20 protein-coding genes are annotated in these 20659 nt (G+C 51.0%); 4 read left to right on the plus strand and 16 right to left on the minus strand.

Going from position 1 to position 20659, the window contains the following annotated elements:
* Positions 1-16 precede the first annotated feature (16 nt).
* Positions 17-247 (minus strand): glutaredoxin domain-containing protein, encoded by a 231-nt coding sequence (locus E6P06_RS15910; RefSeq protein WP_003843952.1) that lies wholly within the window; start codon positions 245-247, stop codon positions 17-19.
* Positions 248-361: 114 nt separating this feature from the next.
* Here E6P06_RS15910 and E6P06_RS15915 point away from each other — a divergent pair, with 114 nt between their 5' ends.
* The gene (locus E6P06_RS15915) at positions 362-925 is read left to right on the plus strand and encodes a MarR family winged helix-turn-helix transcriptional regulator (protein ID WP_044700109.1); all 564 of its coding nucleotides are present in this window, start codon (positions 362-364) and stop codon (positions 923-925) included.
* Positions 926-962: 37 nt separating this feature from the next.
* Here E6P06_RS15915 and mppA read toward each other — a convergent pair whose 3' ends face one another.
* Positions 963-2576 carry a murein tripeptide ABC transporter substrate-binding protein MppA gene (mppA, locus tag E6P06_RS15920; RefSeq protein ID WP_003840789.1) on the minus strand — a complete coding sequence of 538 codons (1614 nt, stop codon included), beginning with the start codon at positions 2574-2576 and terminating at the stop codon, positions 963-965.
* 184 nt (positions 2577-2760) lie between these two features.
* On the opposite strand from mppA, the gene mpaA reads away from it, so the two are divergent.
* Positions 2761-3489 (plus strand): murein tripeptide amidase MpaA, encoded by a 729-nt coding sequence (gene mpaA, locus E6P06_RS15925; RefSeq protein WP_003020433.1) that lies wholly within the window; start codon positions 2761-2763, stop codon positions 3487-3489.
* On the opposite strand, the gene ycjG is transcribed toward mpaA, so the two are convergent.
* Positions 3464-4429 carry an L-Ala-D/L-Glu epimerase gene (ycjG, locus tag E6P06_RS15930; RefSeq protein WP_003840784.1) on the minus strand — a complete coding sequence of 322 codons (966 nt, stop codon included), beginning with the start codon at positions 4427-4429 and terminating at the stop codon, positions 3464-3466. The genes mpaA and ycjG overlap by 26 nt on opposite strands.
* Before the next feature lie 115 nt (positions 4430-4544).
* Between ycjG and tpx the strand changes: the two genes are divergently transcribed.
* Positions 4545-5051 (plus strand): thiol peroxidase, encoded by a 507-nt coding sequence (tpx, locus tag E6P06_RS15935; RefSeq protein ID WP_003020437.1) that lies wholly within the window; start codon positions 4545-4547, stop codon positions 5049-5051.
* Positions 5052-5104: 53 nt separating this feature from the next.
* Here tpx and tyrR read toward each other — a convergent pair whose 3' ends face one another.
* The 4 genes from tyrR to pspE all read right to left on the minus strand — a co-directional run bounded on the left by tyrR (position 5105) and on the right by pspE (position 9712).
* A complete protein-coding gene (gene tyrR / locus E6P06_RS15940) occupies positions 5105-6649 on the minus strand; it encodes a transcriptional regulator TyrR (RefSeq protein ID WP_032935606.1) in 1545 nt (514 codons plus the stop codon).
* A 147-nt stretch (positions 6650-6796) separates the two neighbouring features.
* Positions 6797-7858 carry a YcjF family protein gene (locus E6P06_RS15945; RefSeq protein WP_139935448.1) on the minus strand — a complete coding sequence of 354 codons (1062 nt, stop codon included), beginning with the start codon at positions 7856-7858 and terminating at the stop codon, positions 6797-6799.
* The gene (locus E6P06_RS15950; RefSeq protein ID WP_003020444.1) at positions 7855-9252 is read right to left on the minus strand and encodes a YcjX family protein; all 1398 of its coding nucleotides are present in this window, start codon (positions 9250-9252) and stop codon (positions 7855-7857) included. Before E6P06_RS15950 ends, E6P06_RS15945 begins: the two co-directional genes overlap by 4 nt.
* 142 nt (positions 9253-9394) lie before the next feature.
* Complete coding sequence (pspE, locus tag E6P06_RS15955) at positions 9395-9712, minus strand: thiosulfate sulfurtransferase PspE (protein ID WP_003020447.1); 318 nt, start codon at positions 9710-9712, stop codon at positions 9395-9397.
* A 228-nt stretch (positions 9713-9940) separates the two neighbouring features.
* On the opposite strand from pspE, the gene E6P06_RS15960 reads away from it, so the two are divergent.
* Positions 9941-10951 carry a LacI family DNA-binding transcriptional regulator gene (locus E6P06_RS15960; protein ID WP_139935449.1) on the plus strand — a complete coding sequence of 337 codons (1011 nt, stop codon included), beginning with the start codon at positions 9941-9943 and terminating at the stop codon, positions 10949-10951.
* 32 nt (positions 10952-10983) lie between these two features.
* Here the strand turns inward: E6P06_RS15960 and E6P06_RS15965 are convergent, their stop codons facing one another.
* The 9 genes from E6P06_RS15965 to E6P06_RS16005 form a co-directional block, all read right to left on the minus strand.
* Positions 10984-11889, minus strand: coding sequence for an OmpG family monomeric porin (locus E6P06_RS15965; protein ID WP_046670756.1), 906 nt, complete (start codon positions 11887-11889; stop codon positions 10984-10986).
* A gap of 66 nt (positions 11890-11955) precedes the next feature.
* On the minus strand, positions 11956-13038 hold the full coding sequence (locus E6P06_RS15970; RefSeq protein ID WP_044700116.1) for an ABC transporter ATP-binding protein: 1083 nt from the start codon (positions 13036-13038) through the stop codon (positions 11956-11958).
* A 10-nt stretch (positions 13039-13048) separates the two neighbouring features.
* On the minus strand, positions 13049-13717 hold the full coding sequence (gene pgmB / locus E6P06_RS15975; protein ID WP_139935450.1) for a beta-phosphoglucomutase: 669 nt from the start codon (positions 13715-13717) through the stop codon (positions 13049-13051).
* On the minus strand, positions 13714-15990 hold the full coding sequence (locus tag E6P06_RS15980) for a glycoside hydrolase family 65 protein (RefSeq protein ID WP_139935451.1): 2277 nt from the start codon (positions 15988-15990) through the stop codon (positions 13714-13716). Before E6P06_RS15980 ends, pgmB begins: the two co-directional genes overlap by 4 nt.
* Complete coding sequence (locus E6P06_RS15985; RefSeq protein WP_044710888.1) at positions 15987-17042, minus strand: Gfo/Idh/MocA family protein; 1056 nt, start codon at positions 17040-17042, stop codon at positions 15987-15989. Before E6P06_RS15985 ends, E6P06_RS15980 begins: the two co-directional genes overlap by 4 nt.
* A 10-nt stretch (positions 17043-17052) precedes the next feature.
* Complete coding sequence (locus E6P06_RS15990) at positions 17053-17841, minus strand: sugar phosphate isomerase/epimerase (protein WP_044710889.1); 789 nt, start codon at positions 17839-17841, stop codon at positions 17053-17055.
* A 16-nt stretch (positions 17842-17857) separates the two neighbouring features.
* On the minus strand, positions 17858-18910 hold the full coding sequence (locus E6P06_RS15995; RefSeq protein ID WP_139935452.1) for a zinc-binding alcohol dehydrogenase: 1053 nt from the start codon (positions 18908-18910) through the stop codon (positions 17858-17860).
* A 27-nt stretch (positions 18911-18937) separates the two neighbouring features.
* Entirely contained in the window at positions 18938-19780 is an 843-nt protein-coding gene (locus tag E6P06_RS16000) for a carbohydrate ABC transporter permease (protein ID WP_003020474.1), read from the minus strand.
* Positions 19767-20648, minus strand: a complete 882-nt coding sequence (locus E6P06_RS16005; protein WP_003840754.1) for a carbohydrate ABC transporter permease — start codon at positions 20646-20648, stop codon at positions 19767-19769. The genes E6P06_RS16000 and E6P06_RS16005 overlap by 14 nt, the downstream gene beginning before the upstream one ends.
* Positions 20649-20659 lie beyond the last annotated feature (11 nt).

Here is a 20659-nt window from a genome sequence, read left to right on the forward strand (position 1 = left end):
TTCCCGAACTATCCAGCTATTTCAACGCTTCAATGGGAGCGCCAAAATTAATATGCAGCACATTGCCGTCAATCACCAGCGCCGGAACAGATTTCACGCCAGCCACTTCAGCCTCGGCAACCCGATCAGGATGCTCTCCCAGATGAACCACATCGATTTCAACATCTGCAGACAAGTGCTGCAGAAGAGCTTGTTCTGCGGAAACACAAACCGGGCAACCTGCATGATAGAAACGAGCTTTAGTCATGATACATCTCCTTTAAATTATAGTATCGATTCGACACTATAATTTATAGTACGTTGCTTTTATTCTTTGTCAATATAGTTTTCAATCGATACTATATGCCGAGGAGGATTTGTTATGCCCGACATGTCACTTTTCGACGTACTTGACCGGCTTTCCAGCCTGACACGGATGTGGTTTCGCCAGCATCCTTTACTGGTGGATCTCCAGCCAGTACAACTTAGTGCGTTAATGTATCTGGCCCGTTGTAACCGTTATTCCAATACGCCGCTTGGCGTGACAGACTACCTTGGTCTCACCAAAGGTACCGTGTCGCAATCGCTGAAGCTGTTGGAAAACAAAGGGTTGATTGTTCGCAAGCCGGATGACCGTGATAAACGTAGCGTCCATCTACACTTAAGTGAGTCGGCCAATACCTTACTGGAAGCCCTGCTGCCCCCCACGTTTTTAGTGGAGGGTGAATCGGCAATGGGTGAACGGGCGAGCGTACTCAGAGAGCTGCTGTTAGAACTGTTACGCGGGATCCAGAGGACCAACAATGTGCCTGGCTTTGGTCTTTGCCATAGCTGTCGGTTCCACCAAAAAATTGACGGCCAGGGATTTTGTAATCTGACGAAAGAGAGATTAAGTGAAGAAGACTCGTTGCTGATTTGCCGTGAGCATCAACCGCCGGAAACGTAGAATGGCTGATGCAAAATCACACCAGCCATTATCTCTGTCAGTGCTTAACGATATACATTGTGCGGCTATAGGCCACATCTTCAGGGTTAGTAATCGGATACCCTTTCAGCCACGGTTTAATTAAACGCCCATTAGTGTACTGATAGATCGGCGCAATAGGCGCCTGTTCCATCAGAATTTTCTCCGCAGCGTTATAATCAGCATTCCGCGCTTTTTCTGTATTCTCCAGAGTAGCCTGGGTCAACACTTTATCGTATGCAGGGTTATTAAAGCGGGAGATATTGCCCGTATGGGTCGATGTTAATAGCGACAGGAACGTAGAAGGTTCATTGTAGTCACCCACCCAGGAGGCACGGATCACATCAAAGTTGCCGGTATTACGACTATCAATATAGGTTTTCCACTCCTGGTTTTGCAGTTTCACGTCAACACCAAGGTTTTTCTTCCACATAGAAGCCACTGCGATAGCAATCTTCTGATGATTTTCTGAGGTGTTGTACAGCAGCGTCAGTTTAAGCGGTTTCTGTGGACCATAGCCCGCCGCACGCAGCAGCGTTTTCGCCTGCGCATTCAATTCTTCCTGACTCATTTGCTCAAACGGTGAAGGTTCCGGCACAAATCCTGCCGTTACATCCGGCGTAAAATGCCATGCTGGCTTCTCACCGGTACCCAGCACCTTCTCCGCCATCAGGCGACGATCGATAGTCATGCTGAGCGCCAGACGCACGCGTGAATCGGCAGTCGGTCCCTTCTGGGTATTAAAGGCATAATAATAAGTACCAAGCTGCGGCGGGGTGTAAACCTGACCCGGGATATCCTTCAACAGTTTCTGGTACATATTTTTCGGGAAGGATTCTGTGATATCAATATCACCAGCAAGATAGCGCTTGGTCGCTGCCGATTCCTGGTTAATTGGCAGGAAGGTAACTTTTTGCAGCACTGTTTTGGCGTTGTCCCAATAATGCGTGTTCGGGACAACTTCCAGTTTTTCGTTCACGACGCGATTTTTTAGCACATAGGCGCCGTTACCAATCAGGTTACCCGGTTTGGTCCACTCTTTGCCGCTCTCAACGTTGGCTTTTTGTACCGGATAAAATGCAAAACTCGCCGTCAGATTGGCAAACCAGGGCAGCGGTTTATCCAGTTGAACTTTCAATGTCCGTGCATCGACAGCACTAACGCCAAGTTTATCTGGCGTGGCTTTGCCATCGATAATAGCCTGAGCATTATTAATGCCCGCCAGCGCAGCAAACCAGGCAAACGGCGACAGCGTTTTTGGATCAACCAGACGCTGCCAGCTGTAGACAAAATCCTGCGCCGTTACGGGCGTACCATCCGCCCATTGTGCATTGTCGCGCAGCGTAAACGTCCAGATGCGGTTATCGTTACTCTTCCACTGGGTAGCGACGCCAGGTACGATCTCACCCTTCTCATTCTGGTTGACCAGCCCTTCAAATAAATCACGAATTACCTGAATCTCAGGGAGCCCGACGGCCTTTGCCGGATCAAGCGACGCCGGTTCGTCTTTTATATGACGCACCAGTTCTTGTTTCTCTGCCAGTACCGTTCCGCTGGGAACATCAGCAGCCCAGGATAAAGAAATGCTGCTAACCAACAACGCACAACAGGTTACTGAAACAGAATGCTGCATAAGATACCCTCGATTCCGGCTACTAAGTGAATGTGTAATTATTTGTATCGCCAGCAGGAAATGCAATTAACTTCCGACAAGAAAGTGATATTACACCTGAAAAGATAAGTGTGTGAAAACGATTTGATTATCCATACATTTTGCACAACACTGCGAGTAACAATCCAAGCATTCAGAGATGACTATGACCGTTACCCGTCCCCGTGCCGAGCGCGGCGCATTCCCACCTGGAACCGAACATTACGGACGTTCATTGTTAGGCGCACCGCTAATCTGGTTTCCTGCACTGGCAGCCGATCGTGAAAGCGGCCTGATACTGGCGGGAACGCACGGCGACGAAAACTCCTCGGTCGTTACCCTTTCCTGCGCATTGCGTACGCTTAACCCTTCCCTGCGTCGCCATCATGTGGTGCTAGCCGTAAACCCTGACGGTTGCCAGCTTGGGCTGCGCGCAAATGCGAACGGCGTCGATCTTAACCGTAACTTTCCCGCCGCAAACTGGAAAGCAGGCGAAACGGTGTATCGCTGGAACAGTAGCGCAGAAGAGCGTGATGTGGTGTTGTTGACCGGCGATCATCCGGGCTCGGAACCAGAAACCCAGGCATTGTGTCAGCTTATTCACCGAATTCATCCCGCCTGGGTAGTCTCTTTTCACGATCCACTGGCCTGTATTGAAGATCCCAGAAGCAGCGAGCTGGGCGCGTGGCTGGCACAATCGTTTGAATTGCCTCTGGTCACCAGTGTAGGTTATGAAACGCCCGGCTCTTTTGGTAGCTGGTGCGCAGACCTAAACTTACACTGTATAACCGCCGAATTTCCGCCCATTTCATCGGATGAAGCGAGCGAAAAATACCTGCTGGCCATGTCCAATCTCCTGCGCTGGCACCCTAGAGATGGAGCTGCCCGGTCGTAAAATGCAGGGCTGGCACCGCATCGGTGGCAAGCCACGTTGGGCCATCAAGATCGGCAAAGCTAACCAGTGGCGTAAGGGGTAATGCCGCGCCGATCGCCCGGGAGGTACACAGCATGCAGCCCAGCATCAGCGCAAATCCCTGCTCGCGTGCTTCGGTTGCCAGCGCGAGCGCTTCCGTCAGGCCGCCTGTTTTGTCCAGTTTGATATTGACCATTTCATAGCGTCCGTGCAGCGCTTTCAGACTGCTACGGGTGTGGCAGCTTTCATCTGCGCAGATGGGCAGCGGATGTACAAAATTCTCCAGCGCGGCATCATCCTGCGCCGGCAGCGGCTGCTCCAGCATCGCAACCCCTAAATCAGCCAGCAGCTGACAGCGTGCCGCAAGGCCTTCTGCCCGCCAGGATTCGTTGGCGTCGACAATAATCGTGGCGTCAGGAACAGCTGCACGAATGGCAACCATTCGCTCACTAATCAAGCGAGCATCCAGTTTAACTTTCAGCAATTTCGCGCCATTTTCCCACAGCGCAGCCGCGCTCGCAGCCATTTGTTCCGGCGAGCCAATCACTACGGTTTGCGCCGTAGTCACCACTTCCGCCAGTTCACTTCCCACTAATTCCGCCAGCGACTGCTGCTGTTGACGCGCGCTTAGATCCCACAACGCGCAATCCACGGCATTACGCGCTGCACCCGCTGGCAGCTGCTTTTGCAGCTCTTCACGCGTCATTCCGTTTTCCAGTTGTGGCGCAATGCTCATAATTTGCGCCAGCACTGAGGCATCGCTTTCACCGTAGCGCGGGTACGGTGTGCACTCGCCTATACCTGTGACGCCGTTTTCTTCCACTTCGACAACCACCACATGCGCTTCGGTCCGGCTCCCACGGGCAATGACAAAGGGAGTGTGCAGCGGCCAGGCTTCCTCATATACCTTAACTGTTCTCATTTGTTTTCCTTAATGCAGTCCCTGAAGCGGATATCCGCAAATAGCGTTTGCCGTGTTAACTGCTGATGGCATAAACTAGCCTCGACGTTAACTATATGTAAACAGGAAGATAACCATGTCACAAACCGTTCATTTCCAGGGCAACCCGGTTGCAGTTGCCGGCTCTATTCCTCAGGCTGGAAGCAAAGCTCAGGCTTTTACCCTTGTGGCTAAAGACCTGTCTGACGTTACGCTGGGCCAGTTCGCAGGCAAGCGCAAAGTGCTGAATATTTTCCCAAGCATCGATACCGGCGTTTGCGCGGCATCGGTACGTAAGTTTAACCAACTGGCGACAGAAATCGACAATACCGTCGTACTGTGCATCTCAGCCGACCTGCCATTCGCCCACTCTCGTTTTTGCGGCGCGGAAGGTCTGAGCAACGTTATCACGCTGTCCACCCTGCGCAACGCAGAATTCCTGAAAAACTACGGTGTTGAAATCGCTGAAGGCCCGCTGAAAGGCCTGGCCGCACGTGCCGTGGTCGTTATTGATGAAAATGATAACGTTGTTTTCAGCCAGCTGGTCAATGAAATCACCAACGAACCAGACTACACCGCTGCGCTGGACGTACTGAAAGCGTAAGCTGCGTCTGCATACAAAAATGCCTCCACATGGAGGCATTTTCATTTACGGCATTACTCTTCGCTTTTTTTCTGCTGGCTCAGTCCATACTCACGCAATTTGTTAGCAATCGCAGTATGCGAAACACCTAGGCGCTTGGCCAGCTTGCGCGTGCTGGGATAATTCATATACAGCTGCGTCAACACGGAGCGTTCAAAGCGGCTGGTGATTTCATCCAGCGACCCTTCCATCACCTCTTCTCCGACAGCAACCGTTGCCGCATCGTAATCCGGCAGCAAAATATCCTGTGGTCGCAGCTCATAGCCTTCTAGCTGGGTCAGAGCCCGGTAGATCGCATTTTTAAGCTGACGCACGTTGCCCGGCCAACCATAACGAGTTAGTACCGTGCTGAGATCTGCGGACAGTTTCGGACGCGGCACGCCCTGCTCGTCGGCAAAACGCGCCACAAACAGTTCGGTAAGCGGCATAATATCTTGTGGGCAATCGCGCAGCGGCGGCAGGTTTAGCGTTAGTACATTCAGACGATAATAGAGGTCTTCACGGAAAAGTCCTTTCTGCACCAGTTCCACAAGGTTCTTTTGCGTTGCGCAAATCACGCGAACATCAACATGAACTTCGTGATCTTCTCCCACACGACGGAACGTGCCGTCATTGAGAAAACGCAGCAATTTGGTCTGCATACGCGGCGACATTTCGCCAATTTCATCTAACAGAACCGAACCGCCATTCGCCTGCTCAAAGAAGCCTTTTTTACCTTCCGGCGCATGGCCAAACAGCTCGCTCTCAACCGCATCTTCAGGAATTGACGCGCAGTTCAGCGCCAGATACGGTTTCGACGCACGCGGACTTGCCAGGTGGCAGGCATGAGCAAAGAGATCTTTGCCGGTGCCGGTATTACCTGTAATCAGCAGCGGCGCGCTCAGCGTCGCCAGCTTACGCGCCTGTTCCACCACATGTTTCATTTTGGCGCTGACGGCAATAATCTGGCTAAACGCGCTGAGATCCTGCGTAGTCATATTTTGCAGCTGGCGTCCCATTCGGATAGTGGAGCGCAACATCACCACCGCACCGGTCAGCATCTGCTCCTGATTTTCGCCCTGCAAATGGACAGGCGTAATTTCCATCAGGAAATTCTGTCCGTTAATCACGACATGTTCGCTATGGGAATCCTGCGGATTGCTTTCCAGCCAGCGCTGGAAGTTAAACCCATTGATTAACTGGGCAGCGGTATGATTGCGCATCCGTTCCTGACTGTGGGCGAAAAGCTGACAGCTCGCAGGATTCGCCATCTCGATTTTGCTTTTCATATCCAGAGAAAGGACCGGTTCTGGTAGCGCCTCAAGCAGCGCGCTCAGCGCAAGATGTTCACGCTCTGAAGGCATCCAGGGTACAGTACGCACATCCGTAACGCCTGATATACGGCGGATTTCAGCCATCAGACTGCTGAAGTTGGTGAACTCCAGCTCCGCAAAATTAAGGTAAATTCGCCCGATGGGGTCAATCTCGATACCGCGTAAATCAATGCTTCTCAGCACCAGTAAATCGAGCAGTTCGCGGGTCAGACCAAGACGGTCTTCACAAAAGACTTCCAAACGCATAGGAACCTTCACCTGGACAAGGGATTATGTGTTAAATGATAAGCCAGTATTTGGTTTGCAGGAAGAACTCTGTCAACAAATATTGACAGCGAGCTGGAAAATTGGGCGCCGGGGCGTAAAGTTAAACGATCGGCGCCTGTTTTATAGTTAACTTTCGCGCGGAGATTTATTCTTTTGTAAGGTCTCTTTCACCTGACCAATCAGTTGGCGGCGGAAATCGCCCAGCCGTGGCTTATCATCATCGATCCACGGCAATGGTCGGCAAAGTTCCATAGCTTTAATGCCCAGACGTGCCGTTAATAACCCCGCGCCAATGCCCTGAGCTGCACGCGTTGATAAGCGGGCGGCTAAATCCTGCGACATCCAGTCCATTCCTACTTCCCGCACCAGTTCACTGGCCCCGGCAAAAGCGATATTCAACAGCACCAGACGGAACAAACGCAGGCGGCTGTAATAACCCAGCTCAATGCCATACAGCGAAGCAATACGATTAATCAGCCGCAGATTGCGCCAGGCGATAAACGCCATATCCACCAGCGCCAGCGGACTGACGGCAATCATCAGTGTGGATTCTGCCGCTGAACGGCTAATCTCACGCCGGGCTTGCGCATCCAGCACCGGCTGCACCAGATGGGCGTACAGACTAACCACTTCACGATCGTTCTGCGTTTCATGAATTGAGGCATACCAGCGCTGCAATGCCGGATGAGACTGATCGATGCCCGCCTGCTGCGCCAGCTTTTCACAAAATGCACGGCCTTTTCCGGTTCCATGGCTGTGGAGCAGATCTCGCGCTTCATCGCGCTCGTGCGCGCGCTGACGCAATCGCCATAGCCGACGCCATTCGGTCGCCACCGATCCAACCCCTGCACCGATAATCAATGCGCCTGCGGCACATCCTCCCAGCGCGACCCAGTTCTGAGTCTGCCAGGCATTCATGGTCCACTGCACACCCTGAGCGACAACGCTCACGCCAAACAGCGCCACGCCACCCATCACCATCTTACGCCACAGACTACGTTTAGGGCGAAGGGCCGCATCAATAACGGCTTCTGCCTGACCTTCGTCTTCCAGTGGTTCATCCACTGTCGCCGGAGAAAAAGTTTGCGCCTCCGTTTCGTTAAACATCTGCTGCGCTTTAAACGCCGCATTTTGTTCCACGTCCAGCGGACCTGAGAAATCGATACGCGGTTTTAACGGCTCGCTCATCGCAATTTATCTCCTATTAAAAACTCCAGCGCGGCATCAAGACGGATATGCGGTAAGGGCTTATCGACATCCATCACCTGCGGGCGAAACGCCTCAAACTGAAAGCCCTGGTTGTCCCAAAATGCCTGTCCAGGTAAACGCGCGGGCACTTCCCCCGGATAAACGGTTAGCGGTTCGCCATCGCTCAGACGATTACCACGCAGCGCGGGGATCTTTTCACCTTTCACATCGATAAGGCCGCTGGTGGTTGCCTGCACCGATGCCAGGCCCAGACAATCCATGCTGATACCTTCGAACGCAGCGTTTTGCCAGGCATCCTGGATCAACTGCTGTAAAAGCGACACCATATTGGCGTGCTGATCGACCGTGACATGGTCAGCTTTGGTGGCGGCAAACAGCAGTTTGTCGATCACCGGAGAAAACAGCCGACGAAACAGCGTGCGCTGTCCATAATGGAAACTTTGCATCAGTTGGGTCAGCGCCAGACGCATGTCGTTAAACGCCTGTGGCCCGCTGTTGAGCGGTTGCAGGCAATCGACCAGCACAATCTGACGATCAAAGCGCAGGAAGTGATTCTTATAAAATCCCTTCACGACTTTTTCACAGTAGTAATTAAACCTGTCGCGCAGCATGCCCGCATTGGTGTGTTTATCTGCCTGCGCCAGCTTCGATTCTCCCCAGGCATCAACGTCCGGCCACGGGAAGAATTGCAACGCAGGCGCGCCCGCCATATCTCCTGGCAGAACAAAACGGCCCGGCTGAATAAAGTGCAGTCCCTGCTGCTTGCATTGATGCAGATACTCCGTCCAGGCAGCAGCGATTTCCGCCAGACGGTTTTCGTCAGCAGGTGCCAGTGGATCCAGCCCGTGGCTTAACTGCCGCCATTTTGCCGACCATTCGCCACGCTGCCCCTGTAATAATCCGGTCATTTGCCGCGACCAGCTCAAATAATCCTGGGCCAGCATCGGTAAATCGAGTAGCCACTCCCCCGGATAATCGACGATTTCCAGGTACAGCGTGGAGGTGTCTTTAAAGTGTCGCAGTAATGAGTCATTAGACTTGTAACGCAGCGCCAGACGAATTTCACTCACACCGCGCGTTGGTGTCGGCCAGGTCGGCGGAGAGCCATACAGCTGCGCCAGTCCTTCATCATAGGTAAAGCGCGGAATACCAAAATCGCGTTGTGGAACCCGTTTCACACCAAGCAGACGCTCTTCGCGCACGCAACTGAGCAACGGCAAACGCGCACCGGCATGAATATTGAGTAACTGATTAACCATTGCGGTGATAAACGCCGTCTTACCACTCCGGCTAAGTCCGGTGACAGCCAGGCGCAAATGCCGGTCTACGCCACGATTAACCAGCGAATTGAATTCATTTTTAAGTCGCTTCATCGCCATCCCGTTTTGCTGAAGGAACCGAAGAAATTATAACAAACAGGAAGTAAAGATAGGGGGCAATTCTTACTTATCAACTACCTGAGCTGTATCAGGCGGCATTATTCTTACCGCCTGTAGCAGAATGAATGTGGGCGGTTTATTTATTCTCTACTTTAGGAAGCGCTATCTGATTGATGCCACCTTCGTTGGTCACCTGCGTGTAGCCCATTTCAGTCAGCATATCTTTCGCCTGCCCTGATTGACGCCCGGAGTTGCAATAGAGCTTCACGGTATCGTTCTTATCTGGAACTTCAGTTACGATACGCGCCTTGATCTCTTTTAACGGGATGTTGACAGCCCCCTGAATATGCTGCTGTTGGTACTGTTCAGGAACGCGAACATCAATCCAGTGCTCGGCAGCATAAACCGGCATGCCAATAACCAGTGCCAACGCTAATACGCTTTTCTTCAACATAATATCTTCCTGACTGATAGTTGGATTTAACCCTTACACTATACGCCAGTTCTTAAGAAAATATTGCGACCGCATTATCACCGTCCGCACCCGTGGACGATTGTTCCTCAGCACGCACATAGTGCGGTTAGCCTTTTGATTTTCCAACTCGCATTCCGAGATTGTTGTCATTCGCCACTTAACTCCATAATATGTCCGCCATTGACTCTCGGACGGAGCTTGGGATCTATGTCTCCTACCATTTATGATATTGCACGAGCCGCTGGTGTATCAAAATCCACGGTATCGCGCGTGCTTAATAAGCAAACCAACATCTCGCCGGAGGCGCTTGAAAAGGTGCTGCGCGCAATTGATGAGTTACAGTATCAGCCTAATAAACTAGCTCGCGCGCTTACCTCTTCCGGATTTGATGCAATAATGGTGATATCTACCCGTTCTGCAAAAACAACTGCCGGTAATCCGTTTTTCTCTGAAGTATTGCATGCAATTACTGCCAAGGCTGAAGAAGTCGGTTTTGATGTCATATTGCAGACGTCGCGAAGCACCGAAGATGATTTACAAAAATGTGAGAGCAAAATTAAGCAGAAGTTGATCAAAGGGATCATTATGCTGAGCTCTCCTGCCGATGAATCATTTTTTGCTCGGTTGGATAAATACAACGTCCCGGTTGTGGTTATCGGGAAGGTTGAAGGTGACTACACTAATGTCTATTCTGTAGACACCGATAATTATCGCGACAGTATTACGCTGACAAATGCACTGATTGAGAGTGGCCACCGTAATATAGCCTGTTTGCATGCACCGCTTGACGTTCATGTTTCTATCGATCGCGTTAACGGTTATAAAGCCAGCCTTCAGGCACATAACATTAAAATGCGCGATGAGTGGGTTATTGACGGGGGGTATACTCATGAAACCGCCCTACTTGCTTCTCGAAAATTACTGAGTCAGCAACCGTTACCCGATGCCGTATTTGCGACAGACAGCTTAAAGTTAATGAGTTTATATCGCGTAGCGGCCGAGAAAAATATTTTCATCCCAAAACAACTTGCCGTTGTAGGCTATAGTAATGAGCTCCTTTCTTTTATGCTCACACCAGTTCCTGGTGGAATTGATGTACCTACTCAGCAATTGGGTGAACAAAGTTGTAATTTATTATTTAATCTGATTGCAGGTGAAAAAGGATTACAGAATATCACGGTGAGCACGCAAATATCATTGGCGGACTCACTGGTGTAAAAACAGGGGCATAATAATGCCCCTGTTCATTTTTAGAATGCGTAGTTCACGCCTATGCCAGCATAATGGAACCTGTCGCTTTCACCTTCGTCATGATCTTCCCATTCATAAGCATACTCCAGAGACATTGATAAACCGTTCTGGAAATCATACGCATACAATAAACCGAGGCGATTGAAATCATGGCCTTCGCGTTCAGGATCATCCTGCCAGTCCCAGTTTGACCAGCGATCAAGCCCGATACGGGTATACGGCGTCAGGGTTGTATTGCCGAAGGACAGAGGCAGATAAGCCCGAATTTCCTGGGTTGAGAACTCACCATTATTACGCGAATCTGCCAGATTAAAGCCACGTTCAAGGTAATAGTTGACCGTTAACCCTACTGTTTCGTTAAACGTATAATTCAACCCGCTCTCACTTTCGACGCGGCTATCAGAGTAGCCAGTGGTGCTCAAATCATTAACGAATTGATACATCGCAAACCAGCCGCTAAAGCGCAGATCATCGGTAAGTTTAACATCCCAATCTGGCTGCACTTTCCAGCGCTGCATATTAGCTGTGTCTTTTCCGGGTTCATTGACATAGTGATAACCGTAATTACGGAAGCCACCGGTCAGGCCGAAATTAACATTCTCGCTTTCAAGGAATTGATAGCGGACTTCCAGTTCAGGGCGGTCAAACCACGTACCGCGCTTACCCTCGCTGTAATCAACCGGTCCTTCCTGGTAATAGGCCAGTGATATTTTCCACGGTCCATTGGACGCATTAAAATAGACGGACGGCTCAGCCAGTCCATCCATATCTTCGCCCTGACCTTCAACGTTTTCTATTTCGTACATAGCTCCGATATTAAAGTGCCAGTCATTCTTTTCAGCAGCCTGCGCGCAGGCCATTCCTGCGCTCATAATCAGCGCAGTCGCGGACAGTAGGGTTTTCATTATTATTCCTTGTTAAAATACTCGCAAAAATGCCCCAAGGCTTGGGGGGGATATCCCCCCGAAATTTTATTGAATAGCCACTTCAGTTTCAGCATCAAAGAAATGGCATTTCGCCATATCAAAATGAATAGTGATATTTTCTCCTGCGTGATAATCATTCACTGCACCGGCACGGACCACCAACTCATGCCCCCCAACAATGGTATAAAGCATAAATTCAGCGCCAGTGAGTTCTGCAACGCTAATTTTTGCCGATACACTATTTTCATTATTAAGCTGCGGATGGATATCCTCAGGGCGAATACCCAGCGTGATCGCCTGATGTTCATAACCCTGCGTTTTTAATTGTGCTAATTTATTCTCTGGAATCGTTAATTTTAGTGTTTCAGTAACAAACTTATCACCGTCAATCGCGCCACGAATAAAGTTCATGGCCGGTGAGCCAATAAATCCGGCGACAAACATATTGGCTGGGTGGTTATAAACTGTTTTCGGCGCACCAACCTGCTGAACAATACCATCCTTCATAATCACAATACGCGTCGCCATCGTCATGGCTTCTGTTTGATCGTGGGTAACATATATCATGGTGGTATTGAGTTTCTGATGCAGCTTGCTTATTTCTGCCCGCATCTGTACGCGAAGTTTGGCATCGAGATTCGATAAGGGTTCATCCATCAGGAAGACCCCTGCCTCACGAACAATCGCACGCCCAAGTGCCACACGTTGACGCTGACCACCGGATAACGCACCCGGTTTACGTTGCAGATAATCGCGCAGGCCAAGGATTTGCGCCGCCCAGTTGACACGTTCCTCAATCACTGCAGGGGCAATTTTCTGCATTTTCAGGCCAAACGCCATGTTGTCATAGACTGTCATGTGCGGGTACAACGCATAGTTCTGAAAGACCATCGCAATGTTGCGCGATTTCGCCGGCACATCGTTCATCCGTTTACCGTCAATCAGCAGATCGCCACCGCTGATCTCCTCCAGACCGGCGATCATGCGCAACGTCGTTGACTTCCCACAGCCTGAAGGGCCAACAAAAACAATAAACTCTTTATCTTCAATTTCCAGATTGAAGTCTTTAACGACGTGTACCTGGTTGTCGTAAATTTTTTGAATGTGTTGCAACGAAAGCTGTGCCATGTTGAATCCTTTACTTGTCGTGTTGCCAGAGAGCCGATAAGCACGGCCACGTCAGAAATTCGGTTGAAGGAAGTTGCAAGCTTGCTCCGTTCAGCCCCGTACCAATGCCAACAGAGAGCATGCAGCAGGCGTTGATCGCATCAATACCCGCCTGAGCATCTTCTATGCCAATGCACTGCTGTGGGTCAGCGCCAAGGCCCGCACAGGCTGCCAGAAAAATCTCCGGATCCGGTTTCGAGCGAGAAATTAACGCGGCATCCGCACAGAAATCAAAATAAGATTTAAGATCAAGCGCTTGTAAAATCGCAGGGGCATTGAGCGACACAGAGGCCAGCCCCACCAGAATCCGTTCTTCCCGCAACGTCATCAGCAGCTCACGTATTCCCGGCAATACCGAGTTCACCGTCAACTGGCGCAAAGAATGGACATATAGTCTGTTTTTTCTCTCAGCCAATTGTGCGCAAACCTCAGGTGTAAACTCCCCCGCTTTCCCGCCATATTGCAAAATACGCTGTAGCGATTCGCCGCGACTAATCCCTTTCAGGCTGTCATTAAATGCCTCGTCAATCGCAATCCCTATTTCACCGGCTACCTGCCGCCAGGCGAGAAAATGCAGATGTGCAGTGTCGGTAATCACGCCATCTAAATCAAAAATGATGGCCTGTGGTTTGAGGATCATTCATCACCCCTTTCTGTGGTAGCGGTCCCATAAGTGGGCGAAATAATGGCGTCATTGCAGATAACTATCTCCCCCTGAAAAGAGATCTTTTCCCCTTTTACCCAAAGAGTAATCTGCTCGGCGCTGTTAATGCGGATTTCAGTTGTATTGATGGTTACCTGCAAATCGATACCCTGCCAGCGCAGTGGGAAAGACAGTGTTTGCCAATGTTCCGGTAATGCAGGGGCAAGATGTAACTCCCCATGGCGAACATTCACTCCGGCAAATCCCTGGATAGCGCCCAACCAGATTGCGCCCGTTGCCGCCGCATGAATACCATCATCGCAGCTGTGCGGGTCATCCCCGAGATCGATTAGCGAACCTTCGCGCCAAAACCGATACCCCTGAGCCGAATCACCACAACGCGCAGCCACAATCCCGTGAATCGCCTTACTCAAAGAGGAGTCGTGAATCGTACGTGGCTCATAATAACGCAGGTTAGCCAGACAGGTTTGCGGGCTAAATTGCTCCGGCAACATGTAGGTCAGCATCACGACATCAGCCTGTTTGAGAATTTGCATCTCATTGACTTCTGCACGGGAGTAATCGAGCAAAATGGTCTGCTTGCCCGCTTTGGCTTTGTACTGCGACAGATCGATAACCGGTTTGTTCAGGAAGGTATCATCCTGAGGAAGCACGCCATCGGGCTGCACTTCCGGTCGCCAGAGATACTGTAAAAAATGCTCTGCGCGATGAATAAACGTGTCATCGCCACAGCCCAACCGACGGGCAAAACCCAGCGCCTGCTCTACGTTGTACCTGGCCATGTAGTTGGTGAACGCATTGTTGTTCACATGCTCAGTGTATTCATCCGGGCCAATCACATCGTGGATCTCTAAACGATCGTTGACCATGACAGCCCTGCTAATCCAGAACTTCGCCGTTTCCAGCAGTAGCGTCATGCCCTCACGGGTCATGAAGTTTAGATCCCCTGTGGCATGCCAGTAATTGATTACCGCCCAGGCAACATCCGCCACGAGGTGATGTTCAGCCTGTGCGGAGGCCACTTTTTGCCGCAGCCCGGTACGGATGTTGATCGCCGCGAATTCAGGCGTTTCCTCATCACCGCTGCGAGCGCTTTCCCACGGGAACAACGCGCCCTGCCAACCGTTACGGCGGGCTTTCTCACGCGCGCCCGGCAAATTATGCCAGCGGTAACGCAATAGACCTCTCGCGGTTTTCGGTTCGGTAAACAAGTGAAACGGTAACAAAAAGACCTCAGTATCCCAGAAGATGTGGCCTTTATACCCTTCCCCCGTCAGACCTTTGGCCGCAATACTGCTGTGCTCATCATGGTCTGGGGTCATCACACGCAGATGATAGAGCGCATAGTCCAGCGCACGCTGATCGCTAATATCAGAGCTGGTAACCTGAACGCGACGAGTTTGCCACCAGGCATGCCAGTTGGCGCTCGACTCAGCCAACAGAGCGTCATATCCCTGTTGCGCGCATGCTTCAATGTTACGCAGCGACTGGCATCCCCAGGTCTCAAGCGACAGGTTGCGTTCGCTCGTCCAGTCAACCCAACTCATTTTCGTCAGCGTGACGCGCTGCCCGGCTTGCACCTGCACGGTGTTGTGTTGTAACAACCGACGTTCTTTCGCGGTGAAGCAGCGCAGCGCTGCGCCGTCGACGTCACAATATGAGGTGATCGCGATATCGTTGCGATTGTCCTGGGTTGTGTAAATGCCCTGCAGAAGATGCTGACCAAATACTCTAATCTGTGTTTCATCCAGATGCTGACGACCATGATTGGTGATCGTGGCATCAATACCGGTTGAGATACCAATGCTGGCATCGGCATCCAGTGGCGTTACGACCACTTCCATAGCAAACAGCGGCAGCTTCTGTGCTGAGACAAACCGCCGACTCTCAATAGCGAAACGCGCCCCGCCAGGCGCATGCCAGATAAGCGCACGGCGCAATTCCCCGCTGGCAAAATCCAGTTCGCGATGCCAGCTTTCAATCACGCCGCTGGTTAGCGAGAAAATCTCGCCATTAAGCGTGATCTCCACTCCGACTACATCGGGTAGATTAACCAGTTCATTAATTTCGCCTTTACCCGCACGGTGATACAACCCAGCCAGATACATGCCACGAGTCTGTAAGGTGTAAGCTTCCTCGTGGCTGGCGCGAATTCCCATATACCCGTTACCGGTCGTCATGAGTGACGCATATTTATTCAGGCTGTGTGGGCAAAAAGCCGGTTCAGTTAGCATTACTGGCTTCGTCATAAGTCTACGTAGGTCCCTGTTTCAGCCGATTGGTACAGTGCGGCAACCAGTTGTTGAATAACGACGCCCTGCTCTGCGTCAGCAATAGTGACAGGCTCGCCCTGGACATGGTTAACGAAGGCTTCCATGCTGCGATAATGACGGTTGTCATCAGCCATCTCGCGCGCAAGCAGCACGTCAAGCGTACCATCACGGTCGGTGTAAACCTGGGCCGGGAATAACGTCGCCCCCGCCAAATCGCCGCAGAAATTAACGTTCATAATCGATTGTTCAGGAATATTCAGCGCGAAAGAGGTTTCCAGGCGCAGGATACCGCCGTTATGAAATTCAATCGTGCCGAACAAAGAATCCTCCACGGTATATGTAGTGGGATCCCATTTCCCAAACTGACCGCTGTTTTTAAGCGTGCCAATGCGTTGATAGCTGTGCGCGTTAACACGCTTTACCGCCGGGAACCCCAGCACATACATGGCGGCATCAAGCATATGAATACCGAGATCAATCAGCGGCCCGCCGCCCTGCAGTTCTTTGTTGGTAAACACTCCCCAGCCGGGCACGCCGCAGCGGCGCAAAGCGCGGACATTGGTGACATAGATTTCACCCAGAATACCGGCCATCACCTGCTCACGAAGCAGTTGCGTATCCAGCGCAAAACGATGATGAAAATCATAAGCCAGTACTTTTCCCACCCGACGCGCCGTTTTACACATTTCCAACGCCTCGTCTGGCGTCATTGCCGGAGGTTTCTCGCACATCACATGGCATCCAGCGTTCAATGCCAACATGGTGTGTTCATAATGAAAGCGATTGGGCGAGCAGATGCTGACGATATCTGGCTTAGCTTCGCGTAACATCGTTTGCGGATCGTCCCAAACCTGCGGATTACCGTATTTTTCTGCAAACAACCGCGCCTGTGACAGGCGGCTGTCGCAGACAGCCACCAGTTCCAGATCGTTGCGGGTGCAGTAGTACGAAGCATGAACTTTATCCGCCACCTGCCCGGCACCAATAATGGCGACACGTAACGGAGCGCTTGTCAGTGCACTTTTCACGGAAATCCTCTTAGCAAGTACGCAGCCAGGCCAGTGACTGACGATACGCTTCCGGCAGATTCTCTGCTCGTACGCGCCCTTCGTACACAACGTAGCCCTGATAATTATCTTCACGTAACTGGTCAAACAGTGCAGCGAAATCCAGCGTACCGCTTCCCGGCTGATAACGATGGTTATCCGCAATATGGACGTGACCCAGCAGATCGCGATTGTCGTGCAGCGCCTGTGCCATATCGTCTTCTTCGATATTCATATGGTAAAAATCACCAATGATTTGCACATGCTTTAGATTATTTTCCACGATATAGCGACGGGCATCCGCCAGGGTGTTGATCATATGATCCTGATAGCGGTTGAGCGGTTCCAGATACACCACCGTACCCGTACGCTGGGCAACTTTATCAAGATAAATCAATGAATCACTGATAGCTTTACGATCGCCTTCCTGGCTACGCGGAGAGGTCATCGGCGGTAGGCGGAAGGTAAACATGCCCCATGCAGCAGGTACAATAATGCCTTGTCCGCCAACTTCGGCCAGCGCTTCGAGAATGCGGGTAATCTGCCGCAACCCGTTTAAACGACGCTCTTCGATAAAATCACCGATCCAACCGTCATATCCTCCACAGGCAGTGGTAACAGGCAAACCTGTTTCTTTGATCGCCGCTTTTACTTCATCAAGGTTATTGACCAGCAACTTACCGTCAATTTCAAAACCGTCGAATCCCATCTCTTTGATGTAACGGAATTTCTCGAGAATATTTTCCGGGAAAAAAGCCTGATTCTGTGTTCCAATTTTCATCTTCTGCATTCCTTAATTAAAACGCCACACCCATTTTGATGCTCTTTTCCGGATGGCGATCGACATACTGCATATAGCTTTCCGGGCTGCTGGCGAAAGTCACTACCGGGTCGATCAGTTCTTCACAGTTCAGGTAACCGTTCATCAACAGTTCCCAGCAGGTCTCCTCAATACGCTTGCGGCTCCAGCGCGGATAATCTGGATTCGGTTCACTGCAGGCGCGAGAGAAGACAATTTTGGCGTTGTTGAAGTGCGCTTCACGCCCCAGGTTGAAACCTTCAGCAAAAGGTTTCGCGAAAGCGACATAGGAAATGGTTCCACCATAGGCCAGACCGCGTAACGCCGACTGCAGCGCATCTGCATAGCCACTGGTTTCGATGATCACATCTGCGCCCTGCTTACCGGTCAGCTTCTTAATTTCCATGCCTACATCGGTGCCAATCGGATTCAGACAGAAATCCGCGCCATGGCGACGCGCGATATCGCAGCGATGGGCAATCGGATCCACGCCGATGACCACTGAGGCTCCCGCTTTCTTAGCCAGTTGCACGGCAATCTGGCCAATTGCGCCTAAGCCCACGACGACCACAAAGTCACCGACGCGCACATTGGCGTCGCGCACACCGCTCATGGCGAACTGTGCCGGGTCATAGCACACGGCATTTTTCCACGAACTGCCTTCAGGCATTTTGCGCAGTTTGTAGTTGTTCACCGCATTAAAAATAACCGTTTCAGCCAGAGGACCGTAGCCGCAAACTGAATCGCCAACGGCGTATTCGGTCACATCGCTGCCACACTCAATAACATCGCCCACCACCATATTGCCAAGCTGGAATTTACCGAATTCGATCCCGCGTGGTGCCCCTTCCGGACGCGGCATAAACATTTGCCATTCACCGTTAAAATCTTCGTCAATAAACGGGCTGACAGCACGAAAATCGACCACTTCTGTGCCATGTTTCGGCGCGCCAAATTTAACGCGAACTTTAACTTCATTGGCGGATACCGCTTTGTCTTCATATTCCACCAGCGCTGCAACGCGCGGTTCTATGGCAACTAACTTCTTCATTTACAACTCCTTAATTAAACTGGCCGCTTAGCCTTTCACGCCGCCAGCGGTCAAACCACTTTTAATAAAACGTTCGGAAAGCGCATACATAATGACCACCGGCAATGCAGTGACTAACGATGCAGCCATCATGCGTCCCCAGATATAGTCAGGTGTACTGAACAGCGCGTTCAGACCGACCGGTAAGGTAAAATTGCTGGCGCTGGAAAGGAAAATCGAAGCAAACAGATAGTCATTCCACGCCACCATAAAGCAGTACACAAAGACCGAAACCAGACCAGACATTGCCAACGGCACGGTAATACGAAAGATGATCTGCAGACGGTTCAACCCATCCATCATCGCGGCTTCTTCGATCTCATCCGGAATGGTGTCGAAATAGCTTTTCAACATGAACACTGCGGTCGGCAGCGTCTGGGTGACCATAGTGATAATCAACGCCATTTCGGTGTCGTAGATGCCGAGTGCCGTAATGATCTTGAATAACGGCACCACCAGCAGGATCCCCGAAAACATGTACACCGTGTAAAAACTGGCATTGATGGTCATTCGTCCCTTAAAACGCAGGCGGGAAAGCGCATACGCCCCGAGCACGCCCAGAAATACCGCCACCACCGAAGAAGTCACCGATACCACCAGGCTATTACGGAAGTAGTCAACAAACGGGAAAATCATCGGGTTGAAGATGTCGATGTAATGTTCCAGCGTCCATTGCTGCGGTAACAGCGTCGGATGCAGCGAAATCGCCTCTTTTGCGCTTTTAAATGAGGTCATCAGCATCACAAAAAATGGAAATAACGTGATGCCCAGGAAGACAATTAATCCACAGTAAAAGCCAATGCGGCCCAGCGTGCGCTTATTTGTTGCCATTGAGGTTCACCCGTTTTCTGGTCAGCAGGATAACAGCGAAAATGATGACGAAGAGGACAACAGAAATCGCGGCTGCTTTACCTAAGTCATTAAATGCAAACGCTGTTTTATAGAGATAGACCCCGAGAATATCGACTTTAGTGGTCAGCAGATAAACATCGGCGAACATATAAAACATCCAGATCGTACGCAGCGTGACTACGGTCGCCAGTACCGGCATGATCGCTGGCAGCGTGACGATGCGAAACCGTTGCCAGGCGTTCGCGCCATCCATTTCTGCCGCCTCATACAACGATTTATCAATAGTCTGTAAAATCGCCAGAAACGAGATAAAGGCATACGGGAAGTAGCGCCAGATGGCGAACAACACGACCAGCGCGAAGCTGCTACCGGGATTGTCGAACCACAGCGGAGCCTGATCGTAGAGATGCAACAGATCCACGCCGAGGTAGTTCACAATGCCGTAGCCGTTGTTGAACATGTATTTCCAGGCAAACACCAGCGAAATTGATGGCGTTACGTAAGAGAGGATGACCAGTGAGCGCGCAGTTTTCCGCAGACGAAACTCACGGTTAAAAAACATCGCCACTCCCAGCCCCAGCACCGTGCTCCCTGCCACAACCAGCGCGGTATACCAGACCGTCATCCACAGCGAATGCCAGAATCCGGGATCGGATAAGATACGGATATAGTTGCTCAGCCCGACAAACGTAGACTCAATTTGCGGATTAAGCGGCAAACGCATAAAGCTGATTTCGATGTTAGATATCATTGGCCACGCCACTAAACCGCCCAATAACAGCAAGCTGGGCGCCAGCAGCAGCATGGCAAATGGCATATCAGATCGACCTGAAAAGAACTTATTCATCACGGCTTTCC

Source organism: Citrobacter sp. CF971 (assembly GCF_006385635.1).
In the GTDB taxonomy this organism is placed as follows: Bacteria; Pseudomonadota; Gammaproteobacteria; order Enterobacterales; family Enterobacteriaceae; genus Citrobacter; species Citrobacter freundii.

Coding starts and splice junctions, on each gene's coding strand:
- tpx (WP_003020437.1), top strand. CDS start 4,545: ATGTCACAAACCGTTCATTTCCAGGGCAACCCGGTTGCAGTTGCCGGC.
- mpaA (WP_003020433.1), top strand. CDS start 2,761: ATGACCGTTACCCGTCCCCGTGCCGAGCGCGGCGCATTCCCACCTGGA.
- E6P06_RS15910 (WP_003843952.1), bottom strand. CDS start 247: ATGACTAAAGCTCGTTTCTATCATGCAGGTTGCCCGGTTTGTGTTTCC.
- ycjG (WP_003840784.1), bottom strand. CDS start 4,429: ATGAGAACAGTTAAGGTATATGAGGAAGCCTGGCCGCTGCACACTCCC.
- pspE (WP_003020447.1), bottom strand. CDS start 9,712: ATGTTGAAGAAAAGCGTATTAGCGTTGGCACTGGTTATTGGCATGCCG.
- E6P06_RS15995 (WP_139935452.1), bottom strand. CDS start 18,910: ATGAAGAAGTTAGTTGCCATAGAACCGCGCGTTGCAGCGCTGGTGGAA.
- E6P06_RS15960 (WP_139935449.1), top strand. CDS start 9,941: ATGTCTCCTACCATTTATGATATTGCACGAGCCGCTGGTGTATCAAAA.
- mppA (WP_003840789.1), bottom strand. CDS start 2,576: ATGCAGCATTCTGTTTCAGTAACCTGTTGTGCGTTGTTGGTTAGCAGC.
- tyrR (WP_032935606.1), bottom strand. CDS start 6,649: ATGCGTTTGGAAGTCTTTTGTGAAGACCGTCTTGGTCTGACCCGCGAA.
- E6P06_RS15950 (WP_003020444.1), bottom strand. CDS start 9,252: ATGAAGCGACTTAAAAATGAATTCAATTCGCTGGTTAATCGTGGCGTA.
- E6P06_RS15980 (WP_139935451.1), bottom strand. CDS start 15,990: ATGACGAAGCCAGTAATGCTAACTGAACCGGCTTTTTGCCCACACAGC.
- E6P06_RS16000 (WP_003020474.1), bottom strand. CDS start 19,780: ATGGCAACAAATAAGCGCACGCTGGGCCGCATTGGCTTTTACTGTGGA.
- E6P06_RS16005 (WP_003840754.1), bottom strand. CDS start 20,648: ATGAATAAGTTCTTTTCAGGTCGATCTGATATGCCATTTGCCATGCTG.
- E6P06_RS15915 (WP_044700109.1), top strand. CDS start 362: ATGCCCGACATGTCACTTTTCGACGTACTTGACCGGCTTTCCAGCCTG.
- E6P06_RS15990 (WP_044710889.1), bottom strand. CDS start 17,841: ATGAAAATTGGAACACAGAATCAGGCTTTTTTCCCGGAAAATATTCTC.
- E6P06_RS15970 (WP_044700116.1), bottom strand. CDS start 13,038: ATGGCACAGCTTTCGTTGCAACACATTCAAAAAATTTACGACAACCAG.
- E6P06_RS15965 (WP_046670756.1), bottom strand. CDS start 11,889: ATGAAAACCCTACTGTCCGCGACTGCGCTGATTATGAGCGCAGGAATG.
- E6P06_RS15945 (WP_139935448.1), bottom strand. CDS start 7,858: ATGAGCGAGCCGTTAAAACCGCGTATCGATTTCTCAGGTCCGCTGGAC.
- pgmB (WP_139935450.1), bottom strand. CDS start 13,717: ATGATCCTCAAACCACAGGCCATCATTTTTGATTTAGATGGCGTGATT.